This is a genomic window from Antribacter soli (genome assembly GCF_021568775.1).
In the GTDB taxonomy this organism is placed as follows: domain Bacteria; phylum Actinomycetota; class Actinomycetes; order Actinomycetales; family Cellulomonadaceae; genus Antribacter; species Antribacter soli.
Window position 1 is genome coordinate 44780 of record NZ_JAKGSG010000050.1, and the last position, 25865, is coordinate 70644.

Annotated in this window: 22 protein-coding genes; 15 read left to right on the forward strand and 7 right to left on the reverse strand. The window is 72.0% G+C overall.

The annotated features are described in order from the left end of the window. Window positions 1-104: 104 nt before the first annotated feature. The gene (locus L1785_RS17940) at window positions 105-701 is read right to left on the reverse strand and encodes a DUF4126 domain-containing protein (RefSeq protein WP_236090653.1); all 597 of its coding nucleotides are present in this window, start codon (window positions 699-701) and stop codon (window positions 105-107) included. A gap of 52 nt (window positions 702-753) precedes the next feature. Here L1785_RS17940 and L1785_RS17945 point away from each other — a divergent pair, with 52 nt between their 5' ends. Further along, window positions 754-1128 carry a VOC family protein gene (locus L1785_RS17945; protein ID WP_236090654.1) on the forward strand — a complete coding sequence of 125 codons (375 nt, stop codon included), beginning with the start codon at window positions 754-756 and terminating at the stop codon, window positions 1126-1128. A gap of 114 nt (window positions 1129-1242) precedes the next feature. Then, window positions 1243-1695 (forward strand): anthrone oxygenase family protein, encoded by a 453-nt coding sequence (locus L1785_RS17950; protein WP_236090655.1) that lies wholly within the window; start codon window positions 1243-1245, stop codon window positions 1693-1695. A 16-nt stretch (window positions 1696-1711) separates the two neighbouring features. On the opposite strand, the gene L1785_RS17955 is transcribed toward L1785_RS17950, so the two are convergent. Further along, window positions 1712-2278, reverse strand: coding sequence for an HhH-GPD-type base excision DNA repair protein (locus L1785_RS17955; RefSeq protein WP_236090656.1), 567 nt, complete (start codon window positions 2276-2278; stop codon window positions 1712-1714). Between the two features lie 210 nt (window positions 2279-2488). Here L1785_RS17955 and L1785_RS17960 point away from each other — a divergent pair, with 210 nt between their 5' ends. After that, window positions 2489-3049, forward strand: coding sequence for an AMIN-like domain-containing (lipo)protein (locus tag L1785_RS17960; RefSeq protein ID WP_236090657.1), 561 nt, complete (start codon window positions 2489-2491; stop codon window positions 3047-3049). A 7-nt stretch (window positions 3050-3056) separates the two neighbouring features. On the opposite strand, the gene L1785_RS17965 is transcribed toward L1785_RS17960, so the two are convergent. The 5 genes from L1785_RS17965 to L1785_RS17985 form a co-directional block, all read right to left on the reverse strand. Continuing rightward, window positions 3057-4520: an AAA family ATPase gene (locus L1785_RS17965; protein ID WP_236090658.1), complete on the reverse strand. Its 1464-nt coding sequence runs from the start codon at window positions 4518-4520 to the stop codon at window positions 3057-3059. Between the two features lie 178 nt (window positions 4521-4698). After that, a complete protein-coding gene (locus tag L1785_RS17970) occupies window positions 4699-5109 on the reverse strand; it encodes a PNPOx family protein (protein WP_236090659.1) in 411 nt (136 codons plus the stop codon). Window positions 5110-5168: 59 nt separating this feature from the next. Beyond that, window positions 5169-6002: a putative F420-0 ABC transporter ATP-binding protein gene (locus L1785_RS17975; RefSeq protein WP_236090660.1), complete on the reverse strand. Its 834-nt coding sequence runs from the start codon at window positions 6000-6002 to the stop codon at window positions 5169-5171. Beyond that, complete coding sequence (locus L1785_RS17980; protein WP_236090716.1) at window positions 5999-7000, reverse strand: putative F420-0 ABC transporter permease subunit; 1002 nt, start codon at window positions 6998-7000, stop codon at window positions 5999-6001. The genes L1785_RS17975 and L1785_RS17980 overlap by 4 nt, the downstream gene beginning before the upstream one ends. A 56-nt stretch (window positions 7001-7056) precedes the next feature. Further along, the gene (locus L1785_RS17985) at window positions 7057-8070 is read right to left on the reverse strand and encodes a putative F420-0 ABC transporter substrate-binding protein (RefSeq protein ID WP_236090661.1); all 1014 of its coding nucleotides are present in this window, start codon (window positions 8068-8070) and stop codon (window positions 7057-7059) included. A 247-nt stretch (window positions 8071-8317) separates the two neighbouring features. Between L1785_RS17985 and L1785_RS17990 the strand changes: the two genes are divergently transcribed. The 12 genes from L1785_RS17990 (at window position 8318) to dhaK (ending at window position 25795) form a co-directional block, all read left to right on the forward strand. Continuing rightward, the gene (locus L1785_RS17990) at window positions 8318-9679 is read left to right on the forward strand and encodes an aspartate aminotransferase family protein (RefSeq protein WP_236090662.1); all 1362 of its coding nucleotides are present in this window, start codon (window positions 8318-8320) and stop codon (window positions 9677-9679) included. Between the two features lie 9 nt (window positions 9680-9688). Then, window positions 9689-10447, forward strand: coding sequence for an SDR family oxidoreductase (locus L1785_RS17995; protein WP_236090663.1), 759 nt, complete (start codon window positions 9689-9691; stop codon window positions 10445-10447). A 91-nt stretch (window positions 10448-10538) separates the two neighbouring features. After that, entirely contained in the window at window positions 10539-12173 is a 1635-nt protein-coding gene (locus L1785_RS18000; RefSeq protein ID WP_236090664.1) for a molybdopterin-dependent oxidoreductase, read from the forward strand. Window positions 12174-12276: 103 nt separating this feature from the next. Next, window positions 12277-13716, forward strand: a complete 1440-nt coding sequence (locus L1785_RS18005; RefSeq protein ID WP_236090667.1) for an MFS transporter — start codon at window positions 12277-12279, stop codon at window positions 13714-13716. 289 nt (window positions 13717-14005) lie between these two features. After that, the gene (ileS, locus tag L1785_RS18010; protein ID WP_236090668.1) at window positions 14006-17344 is read left to right on the forward strand and encodes an isoleucine--tRNA ligase; all 3339 of its coding nucleotides are present in this window, start codon (window positions 14006-14008) and stop codon (window positions 17342-17344) included. Between the two features lie 229 nt (window positions 17345-17573). After that, window positions 17574-18092, forward strand: coding sequence for a TrmH family RNA methyltransferase (locus L1785_RS18015; RefSeq protein WP_236090669.1), 519 nt, complete (start codon window positions 17574-17576; stop codon window positions 18090-18092). Window positions 18093-18357: 265 nt separating this feature from the next. Next, window positions 18358-19191: an aldo/keto reductase gene (locus L1785_RS18020; RefSeq protein WP_236090670.1), complete on the forward strand. Its 834-nt coding sequence runs from the start codon at window positions 18358-18360 to the stop codon at window positions 19189-19191. A gap of 346 nt (window positions 19192-19537) precedes the next feature. After that, a complete protein-coding gene (locus L1785_RS18025; protein ID WP_236090672.1) occupies window positions 19538-19846 on the forward strand; it encodes a hypothetical protein in 309 nt (102 codons plus the stop codon). 623 nt (window positions 19847-20469) lie between these two features. Continuing rightward, window positions 20470-21642 (forward strand): MarP family serine protease, encoded by a 1173-nt coding sequence (locus tag L1785_RS18030; RefSeq protein ID WP_236090673.1) that lies wholly within the window; start codon window positions 20470-20472, stop codon window positions 21640-21642. 121 nt (window positions 21643-21763) lie between these two features. Next, window positions 21764-23107: an HNH endonuclease signature motif containing protein gene (locus L1785_RS18035; protein WP_236090674.1), complete on the forward strand. Its 1344-nt coding sequence runs from the start codon at window positions 21764-21766 to the stop codon at window positions 23105-23107. Window positions 23108-23315: 208 nt separating this feature from the next. Further along, window positions 23316-24671 (forward strand): bifunctional folylpolyglutamate synthase/dihydrofolate synthase, encoded by a 1356-nt coding sequence (locus L1785_RS18040; RefSeq protein ID WP_236090718.1) that lies wholly within the window; start codon window positions 23316-23318, stop codon window positions 24669-24671. Between the two features lie 128 nt (window positions 24672-24799). Then, window positions 24800-25795 carry a dihydroxyacetone kinase subunit DhaK gene (gene dhaK / locus L1785_RS18045; RefSeq protein ID WP_236090675.1) on the forward strand — a complete coding sequence of 332 codons (996 nt, stop codon included), beginning with the start codon at window positions 24800-24802 and terminating at the stop codon, window positions 25793-25795. The last annotated feature ends 70 nt before the right edge of the window (window positions 25796-25865 follow it).

A 25865-nucleotide genomic window follows, 5' to 3' on the forward strand; every position in this document is an offset into this window, starting at 1 on the left:
CCCGCATATGTGTCGTATCAACCTAGCCGATACGTCGCGCGGTTCGGCAGGCCTGGACCGTGGGACTCGTCACTCGCGCCGCCCCGGCGGGGTTTCCAGGAGCGCTAGAAGGCTCCCTTGAGGTTGCCACGCCGTCGCCAGGCACGCACCACCAGCACGATGCACGCGACCAGCCCCAGCAGGAGCGGCACCACGAGGATCGGCAGCAGCAGGGCGAGGACGGAGAAGCCGACCGAGCCGATGTCCTCCGCCGTGCTCACCACGGGGGCCGCCGCCCCGCCGGTCGCGGTGTTCGCGACCACGCGCGCGCCGGCCTTCGTGGCGTGCACGCCCAGGGCGAGCACGATGCCCAGCACCACCGGCAGCCACTGGCCCGACTCGAGGAACGTCTGCGGGTCCGTCACCGTGACGGTCTCCGAGCCCGCGCCCGCGCCGAACGCGATGCCGCCCGCGGTCGGCCGGATCACCGTCTGCACGACGTCGTTGATGTTGTCGACCACGGGAATCTTGTCCGCGACGACCTCCACCACGAGCAGGACGCCCAGGATCCACAGGACCCACGGGTTCTCCAGCCAGGACCAGGCGCCCGGCAGCTCGACGAGGTCGGTGAACCGGGACAGGAGACCGAGCAGGATCAGCGGGATCCAGGCGTTGAGGCCGGCAGCCATGGCCAGGCCGCTGCCGGTGGCGAGCTCGAGCATGGACATAGTGTGGCACGGGACACCGACACTCCTGAGGGTGTTTCATGAGGTCATGGACCTTGTCCAGATCGCCCAGCGGGCCGACGACCTCGATCGTGCGGGAGCGTTCTACACCGCTCTGCTCGGGACCCCGCCCGCCGCGCGGTTCGACCCGCCAGGCCTGCTGTTCCACGCGCTCGGCGACGTGCGGCTCATGCTCGAACGTGGCGCGCCGTCGGCCCTGATCTACCTGCGCGTGCCGGGGCTGCGGGCGCGGGTCGAGGAGCTGCGCGCGGCCGGGGTGACGATCGAGTCCGAGCCGCACGTCATCTTCACCCACGAGGACGACACCCTCGGCCCCGCCGGGCACGACGAGTGGCAGGCGTTCGTCCGGGACAGCGAGGGGAACGTCGTCGGCCTCGTGGACTTCGAGCCCGCCGGGAACTGACCGGGCGCGGCGCCCAGATCGGCCAGACCCCGGACGGTTGCCCTGGTCCTGGTCGGCGGGTTGAACCCCGCACGACCGGCGTCGGGCACCAGACTGGGGGCAGGAGGTGGCGAGATGCTCGATGTGCTGGCGGTCCTGTCCGTCGTGGTGCTCGGCCTGTCGGCCGGGGTGTTCTTTGCGTTCTCGACGTTCGTGGTGGCCGGCCTGCGCCGTGCCGAGGATGCCGAGGCCGGTGCCGTGATGAACGGCATCAACGCGGAGGCGGTCCGGCCACCCTTCATGGTCGTGTTCGGCGGGGCGTTGCTCGTGCCGCTCGCCACGACAGTGTGGGCGTACGCGCAGGACGACGCCGGAGCCGCGTGGTTCCTCGCAGCGACCGCGCTGTACGCCCTCGGGTCGTTCGGGGTCACGGTCGTGCTCAACGTGCCCCTCAACAACGGGCTGCTCGTCGCGCCCGACGTGGGCGAGGGGTGGCGCGACTTCCACGGGCCGTGGACGCGGTGGAACCACGTGCGGACGGTGTCGGCCACGATCGCGGCGGCGCTCGCGGTGGTGGGGCTGCTGTAGGCCGGCGTGCCCGCGGTCAGCCGGCTGCCTTGGCGGCGGCCTTCTTCGCCTTCTTGAAGTCGCGGACCTTCTGGAGGGACTCGGGGCTGGTGACGTCGGCGACGGACCGGTAGCCGTCGAGGGCGTAGTCGCCTGCGGCCTGCTCCCACCCCTCAGGCTTGACACCGAGCTGCTTGGCGACCAGCGCGACGAAGATCCTGGCCTTCTGTGCCCCGAAGCCGGGCAGCGCCTGTACCCGTCTCAACAGGTCCCCACCGGTGGCCGCCTCCGTCCAGATGCGGGAGGCGTCGCCGTCGTACTCCTCCGCGACGACCCGCGCGAGGTCCTGGACCCGTGCCGCCATGGAGCGGCCGTACCGGTGGATGGCCGGGGGAGTGGTGGCGAGCTGCATGAACTCCTCCGGGTCGGCCGCCGCGATCGCCGCAGGGTCGAGCGTCCCGAACCGTTCGAGGATCTTCCAGGGCCCGCGGAAGGCATGCTCCATGGGGTACTGCTGATCCAGCATCATGCCCGCGAGGACCGCGAACGAATGCTCGTCCAGCACCGCGTCGGCCTCAGGAATGCCCGTGACCGAGAACGACATCGTCGTCACCTCCGGCAGGTCTGTTGATCACCAGGTGAGCTGGCCAAGCAGCATGGAACAGAGGTCAGCCTCAAGAGCGCGTACCGACGCTGTCTTGAAGCATGACAGGCGCGAGCGGCTTGCGCTCCTCCGTGCCGGCGAAGCCCACGAGAGGGCCTTGACGGTGCCCACGGGCACGAGGATCGTGAAACCGGTACGAGGGAGTACACCATGCGTCGCAGACTGCTCATCTTGATGTCCGTCCTGTCGCTGCTTCTCACGGGAACCGTGATCACGGCTCCAGCGGCGACGGCTCATCCGTACTGCGGGCAGGTGTGGGGCTCGCTCGCCAAGGGCGCGCCCGGCATGTCCGCCGGACAGCTCTTCGACGTCCGCGCCGGACGCCATCCCTGCTTCGACCGGCTCGTGCTCGACATCGACGCGCCGCTCACCGGCTGGTCGGTGCGCTACGTGGACCAGGTCGTCATGGACGGCTCGGGGGCGGTCGTACCGGTCCGTGGCGGGGCGCGCCTGGAGGTCGTCGCGCGGGTCGGCGTCATCCCGACCGACGCGTTCTTCGTCGGCCCGGGCACCCTGGTCGACACCACGGGCTACACGACCTTCCGGCACGTCGCCTGGGCCGGCAGCTTCGAGGGCGTGACGACGATCGGGCTCGGCGTGCGGGCGCGGCTGCCGTTCCGCACGTTCGTCCTGGCCGGGCCTGGTACCGGGTCCCGGCTCGTGGTCGACGTCGGGCATCGGTGGTGCGCGCCAGGCCACGTCGTCTGTTGAGCGTGATCTAGGAAGCAATCCCGAAGTGAGCGGCAACCTGGTCGAGAAGGGTGGCGAGATCAGGGGAGGGCTCCAGCGCGCCGGCCGGCGCGGGCGCGCCCGCCGCCGGCACCAGGAAGATCCCAAGGCTGCGCAGGTAGCCGAGCACCTGCTCAGCCGCCGCCGGGGCGTCGCGTTGAAGGTCGTCGAGAACCGAGGCGGGGTCGCCGCCGCCGGCTTCGACCAGGGCTGCGACCATGCGCTGATCGTCGAGCACCTCAAGACCGGCGATCACCGCCGCGGGCAGCGCGAGCCTGTTGAGCTCCGCAAGGGCCAAGGGCAGCCGGTCCTTCCCGCCGACATGGGTGAAGACCAGGTCGTGCTCGGCTCGCGCCGCGAGATGCGCGTCGAGTGCGGCTTCATAGAGCCTGCAGTCGCCATCCGCCTCGCAGACGACGACCCCTTGGTGAAACAGCCCGTCCAGCAGGCGCGAGTACCGAAGGAGCGGGTCCGTCCAGACCGTCTTCACGCGCTCGGCCGGGAGCGCATTCTTCTTCCGGATGCCGGACGTCCGCGTGCTGGAGATCCGAATGATCGTGACCTCCCGGTCAGCGGCACCCTCGAGGACACCCTCGAGCAGGTCCTCGCTGTGCGTCGCGATCAATACCTGAGTGGTCGTCGGCGGTGACTCCTGGGCAAGAAACCGACCCAGGCTGCGCGCCTGTGGTGGGTGCAGGAACACTTCGGGATCGTCGATCATGGTGATGCAGTTCCCGGAGGCCAGGAAGGCAAGCAAGAGGCCGACGAAGCTGCGTATCCCGTCGCCCTGGTCCCGTACCACGCGCAACCGCGCATATTCCTCGAGCAGTGCCGGGCTGGGCGGCAGGGTCTCGTCAGGCCGGGTCGGCTTCCCCATCAGGAGCTCGAGCTGTTGCGCATAGCGATTGATGCTCACGTCGAAGCCGAGAGCGCGTCGCGTCAGCCGAGCCAGGTGGGCCTCCAGCTCCCGGTCGTCCCAGACGCGGTGGAGCGGGCTCCGGGCCGAGATCATCGGGTTACGCGCTTCTGCGATCTGCAAGAGGTTCGCCCGCGACATCGCATCGTGGAACCCGGCAAAGTGGGACGCCAGCGGTCCGAGCCCGTTCGCGCCCTGCCAGTAGAGAAGGCACTTGTTGAGCGTCAGCCGAGGGCCTTCCATGGCATCGCCGATGACGAGCTGGCCGCCGTATGCTTCCCCGTCGGGCGCCAGCCGGGCCCGGAGGCGGAACCACTCTTCGAGCTCCGCCGGGCTCCCCGTCCGCTCCAGCTCCACGCCGCTGACCCATTCTGCGGGGGCGAACGGGCTGCCTCGCTCCAGCGACTGGGCGATCTCGCCGAGCAGGACCGACTTTCCGCCGTTGTTCGGCCCGACAATGACCGCGAGGCCGGCAGGGGGAATGTTCGCGACGGCACCATCGAGGAACCGAATCTGCTTCACGCCTACCGAGACCATCAGCGCTCCTTTGCTTGCCGGCTTGCCTCGGCTGGACCGTTACCAGAGTGTTTGACCACTACCGACGTCGTTCAACCCCGTGTCCAACCGGGCGTACGGGCGATCGGGTACGACCCCGTGATGGACCAGGAGCACGTGCAGGTTCGCGCCGCGGACCGACCCCGCCGTCCGGCAGCGATCAGGTCGTGGGCTCCCGGCTCAGCCGTCCGGCCACGTACTCCTCGACGCCGATCAGCGACAACAGGGTGCGCTGTGCGGTCGCGAGCAGCGGATCCGCCTCGTCCTTGTCGACCAGCCGAAGCCGGTCCACCCGGTAGTCGACCCCGTCACGTGTCATCCGGTACGAGCCGGCCGCGAGCACGTTCTGCGTCCAGTCGGTGGTCGCGCCCCACGGCAGCGGAGTCAGGACCTGGATGTCGGGCGTGCCGACGGCGCGGGCGGCGAACGCGACGACGGGTGTCGCGTACTGCTTGCCGCTGCGCCGGCCGACGTGGTGCACGGTCGCCCACGGTGGCAGGTGCGACGACATCTTGAGCGCGTAGGGGTTGAACCGCTTGGCGGCGCGGACGATCATCTCGGGAGCAGCCATGCACCCATCATGCTCCGACGCGAGCGCCCCGCCACCGCGCCGCCGGCCTGGGGCGGGCGCTAGGCCGTCCGGGGCTCGAAGGTCAGGACCGGGCGGCCCGTGCGCGGGTGGGTCAGCACCTCGCACCGCACGCCGTAGACCGGCTCGATCACCTCGGGCACGAGCACGTCCGCGACCGCCCCCGCCGCGGCGACCCGCCCGCCTGACAGCAGCACGACGTGGTCGCAGGTGGCGGCGGCGAGGTTGAGGTCGTGCAGCGCGGCGAGCACCGTCACGCCGTCGTCGGCGAGGCTGCGCAGCACGCGCATCGCGTGGAGCTGAGCGGCGATGTCGAGGTGGTTGGTCGGCTCGTCGAGCAGGAGCAGGCGCGGCCGCTGGGCGAGGGCGCGAGCCATGTGCACGCGCTGCCGCTCGCCGCCGGACAGCGTCGCGACCGCACGGCCCGCCAGCTCCAGCGCCCCGGCGGTCGCCAGGGCCTGCTGAGCGACGTCGCGGTCGGCCGCGGAGTCGCCCGCGAGCAGCGAGCGGTGCGGGATGCGCCCGAGCAGCACGGCGTCGAGCACGGAGACGGGCAGGTCCGTCGTCGCGTCCTGCTCCACGAGGGCCAGGACCCGGGCGCGACGACGGCGGGAGAGCGCCGCGAGGTCCTCCCCGCCGAACCGCACGCCCGGCTCGCCCGTCCCGCTGCCCGCCGGCTGCACGGCCGCGATCACGCGCAGCAGTGTCGACTTCCCCGAGCCGTTAGGCCCGAGCAGGCCCGTGACCGCGCCTGGGGGAGCGGTGCAGTCCACGCCGTCGAGGATGAGCCGGCCGTCCACGCCCCACGAGACGCGCGACGCCTCGAGCCCCGCGTCGGCACCAAGGTGCGCGGTGCCCTGCTCGTCGGTGGTCATGCCCGGGACCTTCCTCGCCAGAGCAGCAGCGCGAACACCGGCGCGCCGACGGCGGCCGTCACGATCCCGACCGGCAGCTCACGGGGCTCGAACACGGTGCGGGCCAGCGTGTCGGCCCACACCAGGAACGACGCCCCGAGCAGCGCCGACAGCGGCAGCAGGAGGCGGTGCCGCGCGCCGGTGAGCAGCCGCACCGCGTGGGGCAGGATCAGCCCGATGAAGCCGATCGACCCGCTCTGCGAGACGAGCGTGCCGGTGAGCAACGCGACCCCGATGAGCAGCACCCACCGCACGGCGTTGACGGGAATCCCCAGCGCCGCGGCGGCGGTGTCGCCGAACGTGAACGCGTCGAGCACGGACCCGGTCAGCGAGAGCGCGGAGCCGAGCACGAGCACGGCGACGCCCGTGATCGCGACGGACATCCAGGTCGCCGAGGCGACGGATCCCATGAGCCAGGACAGGACCTCGCGGAACGCGTCGCCCTTCACGGCCCAGAAGATGACGAACGACACGGCGGCGGAGCAGAGCTGGCTGATCGCGAGTCCGGCCAGGACGGTGCGTGTCGGAGTGATCGCGCCGAGCGCCCCGGCCAGGCCGAGCGCCGCCGCCAGCGCGGCGACGGCCCCGCCGAACGCCGCGACCGGCAGCAGCAGAGGGACGCCGAGCAGCAGGACCAGCACCGCACCGAGCGAGGCCCCGGACGACAGCCCGAGCAGGTACGGGTCGGCCAGCGGGTTGCGCGTCAGCGACTGCATGACGACGCCCGACAGCGCCAGCCCGGCCCCGACCGCCGCCGCGGTCAGGATCCGCGGCAGGCGGAGCTGCCAGACCATGCCGTCCCGGATCCGCGACAGCGGCTCGAGCCCGAGCCCGTCGCCGAGCCCGAGGTGCGTCGCGATCGAGCGCCACACCTCGGTCACGGCGAGCTCGGCGGGGCCGATCGTGACCGCGACGAGCACGGTCCCGACCAGCACGACGACGGCGGCCGGGAGCCACACGGCACCCCGCGCGGGACGCCGCTCGGCCCCGCCCGGCCCGTCCGCCGTCGTACCGCTCACAGGCCGAGCTCCTCCAGCTGCTTGCTGAGGTCCACGACGGCGTCGACGTTGCGCACGCCGGCCTCGGACGCGGGGAACGGCAGCAGCAGGTATCGCGACTCCTTGACAGCCGTCATCTCGGCGGTCGCGGGGTTGGACTCCAGGCGCTCGATCTTCGCGTCGGCGGTGTTCCACGCGGCGTCGACCAGCACGATCACGTCGGGATCGGCCTCGACGGCGGACTCCCAGGCGTAGGGCGTCCAGGTGTCGTGCACGTCGCCCGCGACGTTCTCCAGGCCGACGGCGTCCATGATCATCTGCGGCGCGCCGATGCCCGCGCCGACGTACGGCACGTCGTCGCCCGAGGAGTACCACAGGGCCGTGAGCCCGCGCGTGTCCGGCTCGACGGCGGCGAGCTTGGCCTGCTCCGCCTCGACCAGCTCCGTGGCCGCGTCCTGCACGTCGAAGATCTCCCCGACCTGCTCGATGTCGGCGAACACAGAGTCGAAGGTCAGCGGGTCGGGCATGTACGCGGGGTCCTTGCAGGCGGCGGGCGCGACGTACGTGGCGACGCCGAGGCTCGCGAGGGTCTCGCGGTCGCCCGCGGTCTCCGCGGTGAGGTTCGACTCCCAGCCGGCGTACACGAGGTCGGGCTCGAGCTCGAGCACCGCCTCCGCGCCGGGGACCTGCTCGGCCAGCGGCTCGGCCACGGCCGGGACGGCGGCCGCCGCCTCCTGGAGGGTCGCGGGCACGGGTCCGTCGAGGAACGCCGAGCCGACGATCCGGTCGCCCAGCCCGAGGGCCAGCAGGAGCTCCGTCGTGGAGGACTTGATCGTCACGACCTTCGCGGGCGCACTCTCGATCGTCGTCTCGAAGCCGCAGTTGTCGATCGTCAGCGGGTACGCGGTGCCCGACGCCGGAGTGGTCGCCTCCGCGGGCACCTCGCCCCGGGCGTCGGCGGAGCAGGCGGCCAGCGAGGCTGCCAGCGACGCGGTGAGCATGAGCGCCGCGGGGACACGGGAAGTGCGCACGGGAGGATCTCCTGAGGTCGTCTGGGACCCGGGCGTCGGGAGCGCGCGATGGGCGCACCCTTCCACCTGGGGGAGCAGCGGCACGGCAGGCGCGTACCGGACGGACCCGCGGCCCCAAGAAGAGGCCGCCCCGACGGGTCAGAATGAGGACCCGCGATCCGGAGGAGACGATACAACGACCCGCCGACACGGCCGGCCTCCCGGGCACGTCACACCCACGAAACGCGTGACGCGCAAGACTGTGGTCATGAGCGATCCGACTTTGCAGGGTGCCGCCCTCGACGCGCGCGTCGTCGCGGCAGACCACGACCGGGTGCTGCACTCCTGGTCGGCGCAGGCGCACCTCCCGGACTTCGTGGTCGCGGGCGGGCTCGGCTCGACCGTGTGGAACCACGAGGGCCGGCGTTGGCTCGACTTCTCGTCGCAGCTCGTGAACACCAACATCGGTCACCAGCACCCCGCCGTCGTCGAGGCGATCCGGGAGCAGGCGTCCGTGCTGACCACGATCGCGCCGTCGACCGCCAACAGGACCCGCGCCGAGGCCGCCGAGCGGATCCTGGCCCGCGCACCCGAGGGCATGCGCAAGGTCTTCTTCACGAACGGCGGCGCCGACGCGATCGAGAACTCGATCCGCATGGCGCGGCTGCACACGGGCCGCGACAAGGTCGTCTCGACGTACCGGTCGTACCACGGCAACACGGGCGCCGCGGTCGTCGCGACGGGCGACTGGCGCCGCATCCCCAACGAGTTCGCGCGCGGGCACGTGCACGTCTTCGGCCCGTACCTGTACCGCTCGGAGTTCTGGGCGACCACCGTGGAGGAGGAGCGCGACCGCGCCCTGCACCACCTGGAGCGCGTCATCCAGGCCGAGGGGCCGACGTCGGTCGCCGCCATCCTCCTGGAGACCATCCCCGGCACCGCGGGCGTGCTCGTCCCGCCGCCCGGGTACCTCGCCGGGGTGCGCGAGATCGCCGACCGGTACGGCATCGTCCTCATCCTGGACGAGGTCATGGCCGGGTTCGGGCGCACCGGATCGTGGCTCGCCCTCGACCAGCACGACGTGCGGCCCGATCTCGTGGCCTTCGCCAAGGGCGTGAACTCCGGCTACGTCCCCGCCGGCGGCGTCATGGTGAGCGCCGAGATCGCCGCGACCTTCGACGAGCGCGTGTTCCCCGGCGGCCTCACCTACTCGGGGCACCCGCTCGCCATGGCGGCGATCGTCGCGACGCTCGACGCCATGGAGCGTGAGGGGATCGTCGAGAACGCGGCGCGCGTCGGCCGTGACGTCCTCGGGCCGGGCCTCGCGGCACTCGCGGCGACGAACCCCCTGGTGGGCGAGGTGCGCGGCACGGGCGTCTTCTGGGCGGTCGAGCTGGTGTCCGACCGCGACACCCGCGAGCCCGTCAGCGCAGCCACCATGGCGGACGTCAAGTCCCGCCTGCTCGCCGCCGGATACCTTCCGTTCGTCGCCGAGAACCGGGTCCACGTGGTCCCGCCGTGCGTGATCACGCCCGACGAGGCGCGGCAGGGACTGGACCTCCTGGCGGGGGTCCTGTCGGACGTCGCGGCCGCCGGAACGGCCCGCGTCGCGGCCCCGGCCGAGAGGTAGATTGCGCGCGTGAGCACTGGAGAACGGAACAAGCGCGCCCTGGTGACCGGGGCGTCGTCGGGCATCGGGGCGGCGACGGTGCGCCGGCTGCGTGCCGAGGGCTGGGACGTCGTCGCCGCGGCGCGGCGCAAGGACCGTCTCGACGCCCTCGCGCAGGAGTCGGGCGCGGAGGCGTACGAGCTCGACGTGACGAGCGACGAGCAGGTGACCGCGCTGGCCGAGCACCTCGCCGCGACGGGCGGCCTCGACGTCGTCGTCAACAACGCGGGCGGCGCGCTCGGGCTCGACACCGTCGAGAACGCCGACATCGAGGGCTGGCGTCAGATGTACGAGCTGAACGTGCTCGGCACGCTCCGCGTCACGAAGGCCGTGCTGCCGCTGATCCGGGCCGCCCAGGGCGACGTCCTGGTCGTCACGTCCACCGCCGCGCACGGCGCCTACGAGCGCGGCGCCGGATACACGGCCGCCAAGCACGCCGAGCGGATGCTGTCGACGACGCTGCGCCTGGAGATCGTCGGCGAGCCGGTCCGCGTCATCGAGGTGGCTCCCGGTGCCGTGGCGACCGAGGAATTCTCCCTGGTCCGATTCGCCGGCGACACCGAGCGTGCTGCCGCCGTCTACGAAGGCTTCCAGCCGCTCGTCGCGGAAGACATCGCCGAGGCCATCGCGTGGACGCTCACCCAGCCGCCGCACGTCAACGTGGATCTCCTGATCGTGCGGCCACGGGCGCAGGCGAGCCACACGAAGATCGCCCGCACGGGCGTCTGACGGCTCCCGCGGCGGCCGGTCCGGCTTACGTCCTGGTGACGTTCCCCGGCTCCGCCTGGGCAGGTGCACCCGGGGGTGGCACGCTGGCCTCATGACACGTCGTGGCTGGTCAGGGTCCCTCGGGTGGGCGGCGCTCGCGGGCGTCGTCGCCGGTGGCGCGGGGCTCGCGGTCGCGGAGCTGTTCGCGGCCTTCCTTGCGACCGGGGCGAGCCCCGTGTTCGCCGGGGGCGCCGCCGTGGTCGACGCGGTTCCCGGCTGGCTCAAGGACCTCGCCGTCGCGTGGTTCGGCACGGCCGACAAGGCGGTCCTCCTCGGCACCATCGGAGTGGTCCTCGCCGTGGGTGCGGCGCTCGCGGGGGTGCTCGAGGTGCGGCGTCCGCCGTCGGGCAGCCTGCTGCTGGGCGCGGTGGGGGTGGTCGCGGCGGTCGTCGCGACGCTCCGCCCCGGCGCGACCGTGCTCTGGGCCCTGCCCAGCCTGCTCGGCATCGCCGTGGGCATGGCCCTCCTGCGGGCGGCCGCGGCCCGCCTGCGAGCCTGGGCCCCGGGCTCGGCCGCACCCGTGACCGCCGGCGGCCCGACGGCGGCCGCTCGCCCGGGTGCACCGGGCCGGGACCTCGACCGGCGCCGGTTCCTCGCCGTGACGGGCCTGTCGGCGGCGGCCGCGATCATCGCGCTGGCGGCGTCCCGCGCCGTGTCGGCCGCGAGCCGCGGCGTGCAGGCGGTCCGCGACGCCGTGCGGCTGCCCGCGCCGACCGCCCCGGCCGAGCCCGTCCCGCAGGGAGCCGACCTGGCCGCCGCGGCCGCCGACGGCGACGTCGACCTCGCCCCGGGCGACCTCGACGGGCTCGCCCCCTACATCACGCCGAACGTCGAGTTCTACCGCATCGACACGGCGCTGCGCGTCCCGCAGGTCGACCCCGCGGACTGGTCGTTGACCGTCACGGGCCTGGTCGACGAGCCCTTCACCCTGACGTGGGACGAGCTGCTCGCCCTGCCGATGGAGGAGCACCATGTCACCCTCGCGTGCGTGTCGAACGAGGTGGGCGGCGACCTGATCGGCAACGCGCTGTGGCTGGGGCACCCGGTCCGGACGCTCCTGGAGCGGGCGCGCCCGCAGGCCGGAGCGGACATGGTGCTCTCGCGGTCCGTGGACGGGTTCACGGCGGGCACCCCGCTCGACGTGCTGCTGGATCCCCAGCGGGCGTCGCTCGTCGCCGTCGGGATGAACGGCGAGCCGCTCCCGGCCGAGCACGGGTTCCCGGCCCGGCTGGTCGTCCCGGGGCTGTACGGGTACGTCTCGGCGACGAAGTGGGTCACGGAGCTGAAGGTCACCCGGTTCGCGGCGGACGAGGGCTACTGGACGCCGCGCGGCTGGTCGGCGCTGGGGCCGATCAAGCTGCAGTCGCGCATCGACGTGCCGCGGCCGGGGGCGTCGCGGGCTGCCGGGACGGTCGTCGTCGCCGGGGTCGCCTGGGCCCAGCACACCGGGATCTCGGGCGTGGAGGTGCGGGCCGACGACGGGCCGTGGCGGCCGGCGACCCTCGCCGAGACCACGGGGCCTGACACCTGGCGGCAGTGGTGGTACGCGTGGGACGCCGAGCCCGGCGAGCACCGGTTGTCGGTGCGGGCGACCGACACGGACGGCCTGGTGCAGACCGCCGACGAGGCCCCGCCGGCCCCCGACGGTGCGACGGGCCACCACACGGTGACGGTCTCGGTGGCGTGAACCGGGGGCGTTGACGGACCGGACAGCCGGGTCCGATGAGTTCCGGTGGACCACGTCGTCGTCACGGGTACAGGATCTTGGTTGAGCCCGGACGGAGCACGTGATGTCCCACGACGAACACCCCGAACACCCCGAACACCCCGAACACCCCGAGCCGCCGACCGTGGCGGGCCGGTACGTCGCCACGGTGGCGGTGTCGGAGGAGGCTGCGAAGGACCGCCCGCGCCTGCACCTGTCCGACCCGACGGTGCGCACGTTCGTCCAGCTCCTGCTGAACGTGCTGCTGGTGTCGGTCATGAACTTCACGGTCTGGTTCGCGATCACGTTCTACGTCTACCTGCAGACCAGGTCGGTCTTCGCGACGGGCATGATCTCGGGCATCTTCCTCGTCGCCACCGTCGCGACGGGCGTCTGGTTCGGCAGCCTGGTGGACCATCACCGCAAGAAGACGGTCATGCAGGTGTCGGCGGTGATCTCGCTCGTGCTGTACGCGGCGAGCCTGACCCTCTACCTCACCACGCCGGCGTCGACCTGGCGGGACCCGACGAGCGTCCGGCTGTGGGTCTTCGTCCTGCTGCTCATGGGCGGTGTGATCGCCGGTAACGTCCGCAGCATCGCCCTGCCCACGGTCGTCACCGCGCTCTTCGACGAACGGCTGCGCGACCGCGCCAACGGCCTGGTCGGCACGGTGATGGGCATCTCGTTCCTGGTCACGTCCGTGATCAGCGGCCTGCTGGTGGGCTCGAGCGGGATGCTCTGGGTCCTGATCCTCGCTGTCGGGATCCTCGCTGTGGCGCTGGTGCACCTGCAGACGATTCGCATCCCGGACGTGCTGCAGCACGCCGCGGCCGAGGGTGAGTCGAAGCGCGTGGACCTGCGCGGCACGATCGCCGTCGTGCGCTCCATCCCGGGCATGATCGCGCTCATCGTGTTCGCGGCGCTGAACAACCTGCTCGGCGGGGTCTTCATGGCGCTCATGGACGCGTACGGCCTGTCGATGATGTCGGTGCAGGCGTGGGGCCTGGTCTGGGGCGGGCTGAGCGCGCTGATGATCATGGGCGGGCTGCTCATCACCCGCACGGGCCTCTCGTCCAACCCCGTGCGGCTGATCCTGCTGGTCAACATCGCGATGTGGACCGTCACGGTCGTCTTCCCGCTGCGCGACTCCGTCGTGTGGCTCGTGGCCGGGCTCGCCGTCTACATGGTGGCCATGCCGTACGTCGAGGCCTCCGAGCAGACGGTGCTGCAGAAGGTCGTGCCCTACGAGCGGCAGGGCCGGGTCTTCGGCTTCGCGCAGAGCGTCGAGATGGCGGCGTCGCCGCTCACGGCGTTCCTCATCAGCCCGCTGACCCAGTTCTTCTTCATCCCGTTCATGACGGACGGGGCGGGGGCCCGGTGGATCGGCGACTGGTTCGGGACGGGCCAGGAGCGGGGGATCGCGCTGGTCTTCGTCGTGACGGCGTTCCTGGGGCTGCTGCTGACGGGTTACGCCCTGTCGAGCAAGTACTACCGGCTGCTGAGCCGCCGGTACCAGGAGGCGTGACGCCCGGTTCCGTCGCCCGCCGGACAAACGGGTTGCGCCCGTCGGTACCATGGAGGCACAGGCATCGACCCGGCTATCACCGGTGAGCCTCCGGAAGAACAGGTGCTTCGTCGGTCCGATGGACCTCGGCGGGCCACCCCAGTAGAACCGGACGGGAAGGCCCGTCACAGCCGTCAACGAGCGGCAGGCGCGTGCGCCTGCAAGCGGGGTGGTACCGCGGCACGTCTCGGCGTGTCGTCCTCGCAGCAGATGTGCCGAACCGACCCTGCTGCCAGGAGCCTTCACGATCATGGCCGTTCCCGAGCGCTACCCGCTGCACCGTGACGCCGAGGGCGTCGCCGCCTCGCCCGACCTGCCCGCGCTCGAGCGCGAGGTCCTCTCCTTCTGGGAGAAGGACGACACCTTCCGCGCCTCCATCGAGGCGCGCGACGCCGGCGAGAACGGCAGCAACGAGTTCGTCTTCTACGACGGACCGCCGTTCGCCAACGGCCTGCCGCACTACGGCCACCTGCTCACCGGGTACGCGAAGGACGTCGTGCCGCGCTACCGCACGATGCGCGGCCGGCGCGTCGAGCGGCGCTTCGGCTGGGACACCCACGGGCTGCCGGCCGAGCTGGAGGCCATGAGCCAGCTCGGCATCAAGACCAAGGACGAGATCCTCGAGCTGGGCATCGAGAAGTTCAACGCCGCCTGCCGCTCGTCCGTGCTGAAGTACACCGACGAGTGGCGCACGTACGTCACCCGCCAGGCGCGCTGGGTCGACTTCGACAACGACTACAAGACGTTCAACCCCACGTACATGGAGTCCGTGATCTGGGCGTTCAAGTCGCTGTACGACAAGGGCCTGGTGTACGAGGGCTTCCGCGTGCTGCCGTACTGCTGGAACGACCAGACGCCGCTGTCGAACCACGAGCTGCGCATGGACGACGACGTGTACCAGCCGCGCCAGGACCCGGCGGTGACGGTCGGTTTCGCCGTCACCGGCGCGCCCGCCGGCGGGCCGGTGCAGGACGGCGACCTGCTCCTCGTGTGGACCACGACCCCGTGGACCCTGCCGTCGAACCTGCTGGTCATGGTGGGGCCGGATGTGGACTACGTGGTCGTGGAGTCGTCGTACACGGGTGAGCCGCGCCGGTACGTGCTCGGCGAGGCGCGCCTGGAGCACTACGCGCGCGAGCTGACGGACGAGGGCGCGGAGGCGCCGCACGTCGTCGCGCGCGTGAAGGGCTCGGACCTGGTCGGCCTGCGCTACACCCCGCCGTTCGCGTACTTCGAGGGACACGAGGGCGCGCACCGCGTCGTCGAGGCCGACTTCGTGACCACCACCGACGGTACGGGCCTGGTGCACAACGCCGGCGCGTTCGGCGAGGAGGACAAGGCCGTCTCGGACCGCGAGGGCGTCGCCCCCGTGATCCCCGTCGGGGCCGACGGCCGCTTCACCTACCCGGTGAACGACTACGCCGACGTGCAGGTGTTCGACGCGAACGCCCTGATCATCGACCACCTCAAGGCGCGCACCCGCGGCGACGCCGAGGCCGCCGCCACCACGCCCGGCACGGTGCTGCTGCGCCGCGAGCAGTACACCCACTCGTACCCGCACTGCTGGCGCTGCCGGCAGCCGCTCATGTACATGGGCGTGTCGTCGTGGTTCGTCGAGGTGTCGAAGTTCAAGGACCGCATGCTCGAGCTGAACGAGCAGATCACGTGGGTGCCGGACCACATCAAGCAGGGCCAGTTCGGCAAGTGGCTGGAGAACGCCCGCGACTGGTCGATCACGCGCAACCGGTTCTGGGGCTCGCCCGTGCCGGTGTGGAAGAGCGACGACCCCGCGTACCCGCGCATCGACGTGTACGGGTCGTTCGAGGAGCTGGAGCGCGACTTCGGCACGCTGCCGCTGGACGGCGCCGGTAACCCCGACCTGCACCGGCCGTTCGTCGACAACCTGACCCGCCCCAACCCGGACGACCCCACGGGTCGCTCGACCATGCGGCGCGTCGAGGACGTCCTCGACGTCTGGTTCGACTCCGGCTCCATGCCGTACGCCCAGGTGCACTACCCGTTCGAGAGCTCGGAATGGTTCGAGAACCACTACCCGGGCGACTTCATCGTCGAGTACATCGGGCAGACCCGCGGCTGGTTCTACACGCTGCACATCCTCGCCACGGCCCTGTTCGACCGGCCGGCGTTCGAGACCGCCGTGTCGCACGGCATCGTCCTGGGCTCCGACGGCCGCAAGATGTCGAAGTCCCTGCGCAACTACCCGGACGTCAACGAGGTCTTCGACCGCGACGGCTCCGACGCGATGCGCTGGTTCCTCATGGCGTCTCCCATCCTGCGGGGCGGCAACCTCGTGGTCACCGAGGACGGCATCCGCGACGCGGTGCGCCAGGTGCTGCTGCCGCTGTGGAGCACCTATTACTTCTTCACGCTGTACGCCAACGCGGCGTCCGGTACCGGGGCGTCCGGGGCCGACGGCGGCGCCGGGCGCCTCGCGCAGGGCGTCTCGCCCGATCGGGTCGCGGACCTCCCGGTGATGGACCGCTACCTCCTCGCACGCACGCGCGGGCTGGTCGAGACCGTGACCGAGCAGCTCGACGGCTACGACATCGCGGGGGCCTGCGAGTCGGTGCGCCAGTACCTCGACGCGCTGACGAACTGGTACGTCCGCACCCAGCGGGACCGCTTCTGGGCCGAGGACGCCGACGCGTTCGACACCCTGTACACCGCGCTCGAGGTGCTCACGCGGGTGATGGCGCCGCTGGCTCCGCTGCTGACCGAGGAGGTGTGGCGCGGGCTGACCGGTGGGCGCTCCGTGCACCTGACGGACTGGCCGAGCCTCGGCGCCCCCGAGGGGTCGACGATGCGCTGTGCCGAGGCGGACGTCCTCGTGGCCGACGACGCGCTCGTCGCGGCCGTCGAGTCCGCCCGCACCGTCGTCTCGCAGACCCTCGCGCTCCGCAAGGTGAACAAGCTGCGCGTGCGCCAGCCGCTGCGGGCGCTGACGGTGGCCGTGACGGACCCTCAGGGCGTGGCGCCGTTCGCGGCGCTCCTGGCGTCAGAGCTGAACGTCAAGGACGTGCGGCTCGTCGAGTTCTCGCCCGCCGTCGCGGAGGAGTACGGCGTCACCGAGCGCCTGTCGGTCAACGCGCGCGCCGCCGGGCCGCGTCTCGGCCGCGGCGTCCAGACGGTCATCAAGGCCGCGAAGGCGGGCGCCTGGACCACGGCGGACACGGGGGCCGTCGTCGTGCACACCGACGACGGCGACGTCCCCCTGGAGGCCGGCGAGTACGAGCTGGCGACCGTGGTGTCGGAGGCGGCGGGCTCGGACGTGGCCGCCGCCGTGCTGGCGACCGGCGGGTTCGTCGTGCTGGACCTCGCGCTCGACGAGGCTCTCCTCGCCGAGGGCTACGCCCGCGACACCGTCCGCGACGTGCAGGACGCCCGCAAGGCGGCCGGGCTGCAGGTCTCGGACCGGATCGCGCTCGCTCTGACGGTGCCGGCCGAGTGGGTCGCGGCCGTCGATGCGCACCGGGAGCTGCTGGCGTCGGAGACGCTGGCGGTCTCCCTGACCGTGACGGCGGGCGCGGAGCGCACGGTGACGGTCGCGAAGGCCGACCTCGCGAAGTAGAACGGACGAGCGCGGCCAGGAGGCATCCTCCCGGCCGCGCTCGCTTCGTTCTCCTTCGGCCGGGCCACCAGCCGGCCGCTGGCATCTCCGCAAAGCCCTGGCGCCGGGCTGCCGTCGCTCGCTAGGCTCGCCCTCCCGACCGTGAACGCGCGGTCCGACGATGGCCCGGCGCCGCCGATGAAAGGCGCCTCCTCATGACGACTGTTCCAGGAGACCCCGCCCCGCTCCGGTGAGCGGGGCGAAGACGAAGCCCGCCGAGCTCCGGCGGCAGCGACGCAGTCGGCGGCACGGGTGCTGGGGGCACCTTGTCGTCGCACCACTCTGGGTCGCGTACGACGCCAACCTGGGGACGCTCCTGCGGACCTGTGACGCCGTCGGCGCGTGTCTGGCAGTTCCGCGCACCCCGCACTATCAGGCCGCCCTCGCCCGGGGCGACACCCTCGGCTCGCGGCGCCCGTGCCTGCACTGGGTGGCGCCGTCAAAGGAGGCGTGGCTGGCGGAGCAGCGAGCGGCCGGGTTCCGGATGGTCGCCGTCGAGCTCGCCGATGGCGCGACCCCGCTGCCGCGCCTCGAGCCCGCTCGCACCCCGACGGTCCTGCTGCTGGGCCATGAGCACCACGGCGTACCCGACGACGTGCTGGCCGACGTCGACGAGTGCATCGAGATCCCGATGACGGGGTTGGGCGCCAGCCTCAACGTCGCGGTCGCGGGGAGCCTCGTGGTCTACCGCCTCGCCGGGCTCTCCTGAGATGTCGCGAGATGCCCGTCGCAGGTCCGGTCGCCTCCGCGCGAGGCGACCGGACCTGCGTCGTCATTTCGGCGGAAGGCCTGGCGCGCCGGAAGACGGAGGACTAGAATCAGAGGTGCCCAGGGCGGAAGCCCTGAGAAGTGAGCCCGGGAGCCAATTGGCACCGGGCTCGCGTTTGTCTGGAGCACCATGCGGTTCACGGCGGAGCCGCCGGACGAGTCGTCGGACGCGAATCGCGCTCGGGCCGGCGGGGGAGACTGGTCCCGTGACGACCCCCACGATCCCCTTGAACAACGGCGTTCTGATCCCGCAGCTCGGCTTCGGTACGTACAAGCTGCCGCCCGTGCAGACCCGGGAGGTCGTGCTGCGGGCGCTCGACGCCGGGTACCGGCACGTCGACACGGCGCAGATGTACCGCAACGAGGCCGCCGTCGGCCGGGCGGTGCTCGACTCCGGCCTGCCGCGCGACGAGGTCTTCGTGACGAGCAAGCTGAACAACGCGTTCCACGCGTACGACGAGGCGCACGCAGCGTTCGACCGCACGCTCGACGACCTGGGCCTGGAGCACGTCGACCTGTTCCTCATCCACTGGCCGCTGCCCGCCTTCGGCCGCTTCGTGGAGGCGTGGCGGGCGCTGGAGGAGATCTACGCGTCGGGGCGGGCGCGGGCGATCGGCGTGTCGAACTTCCAGCCGCACCACCTGGACCGGATCCTCGCGGAGGGCACCGTGGTGCCGGCGGTGAACCAGGTGGAGATGCACCCCTGGTTCGTGCAGCAGGAGGTGCGGGCGTACGACGCGGCGCACGGGATCGTGACCGAGGCCTGGTCCCCGCTCGGCCGGGGACGGGTGCTCGAGGACGAGGAGGTTCTCCGCATCGCCGCCGACCTGGGGCGCTCACCCGCGCAGGTCGTGCTGCGCTGGCACGTCCAGCGCGGTGACGTCGTGATCCCGAAGTCGGCGACGCCGGCGCGGATCGCGGAGAACGCGGCCATCTTCGACTTCGTGCTGGACGACACCGCGATGGCGGCGATCACGGCGCTCGACCGGGACACGAGGATCGGCTCGCACCCGGACCACGAGAACCGCACCGACCGTTGAGTGCTTGGCGACCGGACCGGCGTCGCAGATTGCTCGGCGGGGAGTCTGGCGTGCCGCGCGACGGAGGACTAGAATGGAGAGTACCCAGGGTGAAAACCCTGAGGATGTGAGCCCGGGAGCCAGTAGGCGACCCGGGCTCGCATTGTCTGGCGCACCATGCGCATCGCCGCGAAGCCGCCGGACGAGTCGCCTGGGTCGGCAGCGCCGTCGGCCACGGAGCCGATGGGTGATCTCGGCGCCCCGAACTGTCACGGAGGCGGCCGCGGCGTAACTTGGAGGCTTCGGGGGGGGCGGACCGGGTTCGCCCGACGTACCCGGACGCCCTTCACCACAAGGAGGTGGTGAGATGAAGCGCGTCATCATGACGTTCGTCGTCGCAGCGGGGCTGAGCCTGGGTGGTGCCATGTCTGCACAGGCGGGCGAGACCAACGGGAACGGTGATCCCATCCCAGGTGCGCACAACGCCAGCTCGGTGTGTGCGTTCTCGGGTCAGGACCTGCCCGACGAAGAGGAGAACCAGCCGCCCGAGTTCAACGACGACTTCGTGACGGACGGGCACGCCCAGAGCTACGGCAGGTGGGTGGCCAACGGCTTCAAGGGCATCGTGCCGAGCCCCGGCGACGCCTGCCGCGGCAACATCGAGTTCGTGGAGTAGTGCCCCGAACCGGCCCTGCTCTGACGCCCGACGCAGACCGGTCGCCTCCGCACGACGCGACCGGTCCGACGTCGGGCACCTTCGCGCACGTCAGCACCCGCGCGGACCGCGACCCAGACTCCGGGGTCGAAGGCCTCGCGCGTCGGGCGTTGCAGAGTTAGAATTGAGGCGCCCAGGGCGGAAACCCTGTGAGATGAGTTGAAACCCTGAGAAGTGAGCCCGGGAGCCAGTAGGCGACCCGGGCTCGCGCTGTGTCAGGGCACCATGCGGACCGCCGTGATGCCACCGAACGAGTCGCCGGGGTCCGCGGCGCCGTCGGCCCGGAAGCCGTTGCGCTCGTAGAAGGGGCGGGCGCGAAGCCGTAGTTGTCTACGTCTCCACCCACGACTGGAAGTGCACGTGGCCGCAGGCGGCGGCGTCGGCCGGGGTTGCCGGGCGGAGGGTCCACTCGTGGGTCGGCATGGCTGTGAGCCAGACGACGAGAACCTCTGGCAGCGGATCTGCGGATCGAGTGACGAACGTGGATGGCGCCCGCCGGCACCCAGGTTCAGCCCTTACCGTCATCTCGTCTCTCGCCCTTGACCGCCGCACGCCTGCCGTCTGTCACCTCTGAAGGAGCCCCCGTGACGCTTCTCGACCTCGCGCTCCTCCTGGTGCTGATCGCCGCCCTCGCCGCCGGTCTGAGCCGTGGCCTGCTGGCAACGCTCGGTGGACTGGTCGGCCTCACCCTCGGCGGCCTCGCGGCGTTCTGGGCCGTCCCGGCCATCAACGACATGCTGCCGACCCCGCAGTGGCGCGGCTTGGTGTCCATCGCCGCGGCCGTCCTGCTGCCGTTGTTCGGCGCCTCCCTCGGTGCCGGAATGGGACGCGGCCTGCGCCGGGGCGTGGACCGCACCGCACTGCGCCCTGTCGAGCGGTTCCTCGGCGGCGTGGCCAACGTGGGCGTCGCCGCCCTCGCGCTGTCGTTCGTCGGCAACGCGGTCACCGCCACCGGCACGCCCGGCGTGGCTTCGGCCGTCTCGTCCTCCGCCTTCCTGCGCACCATCGACGACCTGACCCCGCCCGCGGTGGGCCGCCCGCTCGCCCAGATGCGCGCCATGGTGCTCGACGACGGCCTTCCCCGCCTGAACATCCTGCTGGTCCCCCGGCAGGCACCGGTGGCGCCCGCCGTCGACCTCGACAACACCCAGCTGGAGGCCTCGGCGCAGTCGGTGGCCCGGATCTCGGGAATCGCGTACGCGTGCGGGACGAGCTCGACCGGGTCGGGGTTCGTCGTCGCGCCCGACCGACTGGTGACCAACGCGCACGTCGTGGCCGGCGTGGACCGGCCGGTCGTCGAGCTCCCCGACAGCCCGGCCCGGGAGGGGCGCGTGGTGTACTTCGACCCCGTCGACGACCTCGCCGTCATCGCCGTCGAGGGCCTGGCCGCCGATCCGCTCGACATCGCGCCGACCCTCGCGGTGGGCGACCCCGCCGTCGTCCAGGGCTACCCGTACGGCGGCCCGTTCACCTCGACGAGCGCCGGGGTGCTCGGCGTCAGCACCGCCCGCGTGCCGGACGCGTACGGCGGCGGCGGGGCCGACCGCGAGGTCTACTCACTTGCCGCCGTGGTGCGCCCCGGCAACTCGGGCGGACCGCTCCTGACGACCGATGGCCAGGTCGCCGGCGTGATCTTCGCCCGCGCCGACTCCGAGGTCGACATCGGCTACGCGATGACGGACGCCGAGCTGCGCCCGGTCGCGGCCCAGGCCGCCAGCCTGGATGACCCGGTGTCGTCGGGACGCTGCGCGGCCTGACCATCCCGACGAACCCGCAGGAGTGACGGCGGCTCAGCGCCTTTGCTCAGAGCAGATAACCGGGTCAAGGATCACGTTCCCTCACCGAGCGTCTCGCACAGTTGTTCGATAGAATCGTGGGATGCAGGGGGAGCGGGTTCCGGGTGGGTCCGGCCTGCCGGGCGGGGTGCCCGGCGGGCCGGTGTTCGATGGCGCCGAGGTGCCTTTGGGGAGCCTGCTTCCGGGGGCTGGTCTGGTCGGGGTGCTGGCGGGCCTGGAGCCGGCCGACGAGCCGGACTCGGTGCTGGTGGAGGTCGTGGTTGCCTGGGAGCGGGTCATGGCGTTCGCTGCCGCGCGTCAGGCGGCTGCCGCGGGTGAGCTCGCTGCGCGGCGGGCGTGGTCGACCGAGCGTGAGCACCTGGGCGATGAGCTGGCTGCGGCGATCGGTCACTCGGCGAACGTGGGCCAGACCCTGGTCGCGCGCGGTGAGGCGCTGGCTGAGCTGCCCGAGGTCCGCGACGCCCTGACCGCCGGCGACGTCTGCGCGAGAAAGACGGACGTGCTCGCGTTCACCGGGGCCTTCCCCACCGTCGAGGACCGGCGGGCCGCCACGGCCCGCGTGCTGGCCGGCGCGCCCCGCCTGGGTCTGCGGTCGCTGCGCCGGCGCATGCTCGCCGAGGCCGCCGCCGTCAGCACCGAGGCAGCCGAGGTCAACCGGAAGGCCGCCGCCGAGCAGAGGCACGTCCGCCTGGAGCCGGTCGAGAACGGCATGGCCTACCTCACCGCCTACCTGCCCGCGCCCGACGCCGCGGCCGTGTGGTCCGCCATCGACGACGCGGGCACGGCGATCCACCGCACGCCGGACGAGACCCGCACCCTGGGCCAGGCCCGCGCCGACGCCCTCGTCGCCCTGGCCACCGGCCGGTCCGTCCCTGCCGGGCACGACACCGACACCGGCACCGCGCTGCGGGTGGTCGAGGTCCGCCCCCAGGTCCGCGTCACGGTCTCGGCCGCGACCCTGCTCGGGTTGGACAACGCCCCCGGCGACCTGACCGGCTACGGACCCGTCACCGCCGAGGCAGCCCGGACCCTGGCCCAGGACGGCACCTGGCAACGGCTGCTCACCGACCCGGTCACCGGCGTCCTGATCGACTGGTCCACCACCACCTACACCCCGGGCAAGGTCCTGCGCCGCGCCGTCGAAGCACGCGACGGCACCTGCACCTTCCCGATGTGCGACCGCCCCGCCGAACGCGGCGACCTGGACCACATCACACCCTTCAACCACCACCACCCGAGCGACCACACACCCGGCCAGACCCGAGCCGACAACCTCCACGCCCTGTGCCGCCGACACCACCGCGCCAAGACCCACGGCCGCTGGCGACCCGAACGTGACCCCGCCACCGGGACCACCACCTGGACCTCACCCACCGGGCGCCTCCACCACCGCCCCGCCACCATCGTCGACCCCGCACGCCTGTGACCCGTTGGCGACGAAGTAGAGCGCCCGGACCCTGACCAATGGTCGTCGAGATGCCACCGACAGCGCTGTGCCGGCCCGTCCACCGTCGGCGACCCGTTCGGTGCCCCGCCCCACGCAAAACTAGACTCAGTGCGTGAACCAGCCTCTCGACAAGTCCCTCCAGGCCGGCCGGAAGAACCGGCGCGCGACGAGCCGCGGCGCCGAGAAGGTGGATCCCGCGATCCAGGGGGCACTGGACACGGTGTACGCGGAGATCATGTCCCGCGCCCCGGAGCACGACATCGACCCCACCCTCTCCCGCGTGGAGCGCGTCCTCGAGCTCCTCGGTGACCCGCACAGGGCCTACCGCACCATCCACATCACGGGCACGAACGGCAAGTCCTCCACGTCGAGGATGATCGAGCGCCTCGTCCGCGAGTACGGCCTGCGGACCGGCCGCTTCACCAGCCCGCACCTCACGAGCGTCACGGAGCGCATCGCCGTCGACGGCGAGCCCCTGACCCCGGAGCGCTTCGTGGAGGTCTGGGAGGACGTCGCCCCGTACATCGGCGTGGCGGACCGCGAGTCGCAGGAGCAGGGCGGCCCGCGACTGAGCTTCTTCGAGGTCCTGACCGTGATGGCGTTCGCGGCGTTCGCGGACGCGCCCGTGGACGTCGCCGTGATCGAGGTGGGACTGGGCGGCACGTGGGACTCCACGAACGTGGTGGACGGTGAGATCGCCGTGATCACGCCCATCGCGGCCGACCACGAGCGGTGGCTCGGCTCCACGATCACGGAGATCGCCACCGAGAAGGCGGGCATCATCAAGGACGGCGCCACGGTCGTCAGCGCGCAGCAGCGAGACGACGCCGAGGACGTCATCCGGGAGCGGGCGCTGAAGGTGGGCGCCAGCCTCGTCCGCGAGGGCGTCGAGCTGGAGGTCGTGGACCGCCGGCTCGCCGTCGGCGGCCAGCTCATGGACCTGCGCACCCCCGCCGGCGTGTACACGGAGATCTACCTCCCGCTGCACGGCGAGCACCAGGCCCACAACGCGCTGCTCGCACTTGCGGCGACGGAGGCCCTGATCACCGGGGGCGGCGCACTGGGCGCCGAGATCGTGGAGGCGGCCTTCGCCGACGTCGACTCGCCGGGACGCCTCGAGGTGGTGCGCTCCAGCCCGACCGTGATCGTCGACGCCGCGCACAACCCGCACGGCGCGGAGGCGCTGGTCGCGGGCCTGGAGGATGCGTTCGACCTGGAGCGCATCGTCGGCGTCGTCGCGATCATGGGCGACAAGGACGCCGAGGGCCTGCTGGCCACGTTGGAGCCCGTCCTGGCGGAGGTCGTCGTGACGCGGAACTCGTCGGAGCGCAGCACGGACCCGGAGGAGCTCGCCGAGGTGGCGCGCGACGTCTTCGGCGAGGACCGCGTGCACGTCGCCGACCGGCTCGACGAGGCGCTCCAGGTCGCGGCCGACCTCGCGGAGTCCGGGGACCGCATCGGCGTCGGCTCGGGCACGGCCGTGCTCGTCACCGGTTCGGTGGTGACGGTCGCGGACGCGCGTATCCTCCTGGGCCGCGGCTGAGACACCCAGGACTCGACGAGGGTGGCCGAGTCGGACGCCAGGGGTGTTGTATGGAGTCCCATGAGGCCTGTGCGCGCGGACGGCGACGGGGCCGCCCGCTGGCGCCGGCCACCGAGGAGGACCGAGCCGTGAAAAAGCTGCTGAACGACCCCGGGAACGCCGTCACCGACTCCCTCGCAGGATTTGCACTCGCCCACGCCGACCTCGTGCAGGTCCACCACGCGCCCGTGTACGTGGTGCGCAGGGACGGCGCGATCACGGGCAAGGTGGGCCTGGTCAGCGGGGGCGGGTCGGGCCACGAGCCGCTGCACGCGGGCTTCGTAGGTGACGGGATGCTCGACGCCGCGGTGCCCGGCGCGGTGTTCACGTCCCCGACGCCGGACCAGATCCTGCCCGCGATCCAGGCCGCGGACGGCGGCGCGGGTGTGCTGGTGATCGTCAAGAACTACACGGGCGACGTGCTGAACTTCGAGACAGCGGTGGAGCTCGCCGAGACGGACGACATCGACGTCTCGAGCATCCTCGTCAACGACGACGTGGCGGTGGAGGACTCCCTGTACACGGCGGGCCGCCGCGGCGTCGCCGGAACGGTGTGCGTGGAGAAGATCGCGGGTGCTGCGGCGGCGCGCGGTGCAGACCTGGGCGCGGTCACCCAGGTCGCGGGCAAGGTCGTGGCGAACGTGCGCAGCATGGGCGTCGCGCTGACCGCGTGCACGGTGCCGCACGTCGGCAAGCCGAGCTTCGACCTCGAGGAGAACGAGATCGAGATCGGCATCGGCATCCACGGCGAGCCGGGCCGTCACCGGGTCCCGATGGCGTCCGCCGACGAGATCACGAAGATGCTGCTCGACCCCGTCGCGGACGACCTGCCCCTGGTCCGCGGGGACCGGGTGTTGCTGTTCGTCAACGGAATGGGTGGCACGCCTCTGTCGGAGCTCTACGTGGTCTATGGTCGGGCCCGGCGGCTGCTCGAGGAGCGCGGTGTGACGGTCTCCCGCTCGCTCGTCGGCAGCTACGTGACGTCGCTCGAGATGCAGGGCGCGTCGGTGACGGTGCTGCGTCTGGACGACGAGCTGGAGGCGTTGTGGGACGCCCCCGTGCACACGGCGGCCATGCGCTGGTGACGTCCTGGGTGTGAGTCCGGGACGCGCTCGGGTTGGTGGGGTGGCCGTCGGCGCGGTGCGCCGGCGTGAC

Bases quoted from the DNA above. Each gene is read 5' to 3' on its own strand.
- L1785_RS17940 (WP_236090653.1), bottom strand. From the start codon at position 701: ATGCTCGAGCTCGCCACCGGCAGCGGCCTGGCCATGGCTGCCGGCCTC.
- L1785_RS17945 (WP_236090654.1), top strand. From the start codon at position 754: ATGGACCTTGTCCAGATCGCCCAGCGGGCCGACGACCTCGATCGTGCG.
- L1785_RS17950 (WP_236090655.1), top strand. From the start codon at position 1,243: ATGCTCGATGTGCTGGCGGTCCTGTCCGTCGTGGTGCTCGGCCTGTCG.
- L1785_RS17955 (WP_236090656.1), bottom strand. From the start codon at position 2,278: ATGTCGTTCTCGGTCACGGGCATTCCTGAGGCCGACGCGGTGCTGGAC.
- L1785_RS17960 (WP_236090657.1), top strand. From the start codon at position 2,489: ATGCGTCGCAGACTGCTCATCTTGATGTCCGTCCTGTCGCTGCTTCTC.
- L1785_RS17965 (WP_236090658.1), bottom strand. From the start codon at position 4,520: ATGGTCTCGGTAGGCGTGAAGCAGATTCGGTTCCTCGATGGTGCCGTC.
- L1785_RS17970 (WP_236090659.1), bottom strand. From the start codon at position 5,109: ATGGCTGCTCCCGAGATGATCGTCCGCGCCGCCAAGCGGTTCAACCCC.
- L1785_RS17975 (WP_236090660.1), bottom strand. From the start codon at position 6,002: ATGACCACCGACGAGCAGGGCACCGCGCACCTTGGTGCCGACGCGGGG.
- L1785_RS17990 (WP_236090662.1), top strand. From the start codon at position 8,318: ATGAGCGATCCGACTTTGCAGGGTGCCGCCCTCGACGCGCGCGTCGTC.
- L1785_RS18000 (WP_236090664.1), top strand. From the start codon at position 10,539: ATGACACGTCGTGGCTGGTCAGGGTCCCTCGGGTGGGCGGCGCTCGCG.
- L1785_RS18005 (WP_236090667.1), top strand. From the start codon at position 12,277: ATGTCCCACGACGAACACCCCGAACACCCCGAACACCCCGAACACCCC.
- ileS (WP_236090668.1), top strand. From the start codon at position 14,006: ATGGCCGTTCCCGAGCGCTACCCGCTGCACCGTGACGCCGAGGGCGTC.
- L1785_RS18025 (WP_236090672.1), top strand. From the start codon at position 19,538: ATGAAGCGCGTCATCATGACGTTCGTCGTCGCAGCGGGGCTGAGCCTG.
- L1785_RS18035 (WP_236090674.1), top strand. From the start codon at position 21,764: ATGCAGGGGGAGCGGGTTCCGGGTGGGTCCGGCCTGCCGGGCGGGGTG.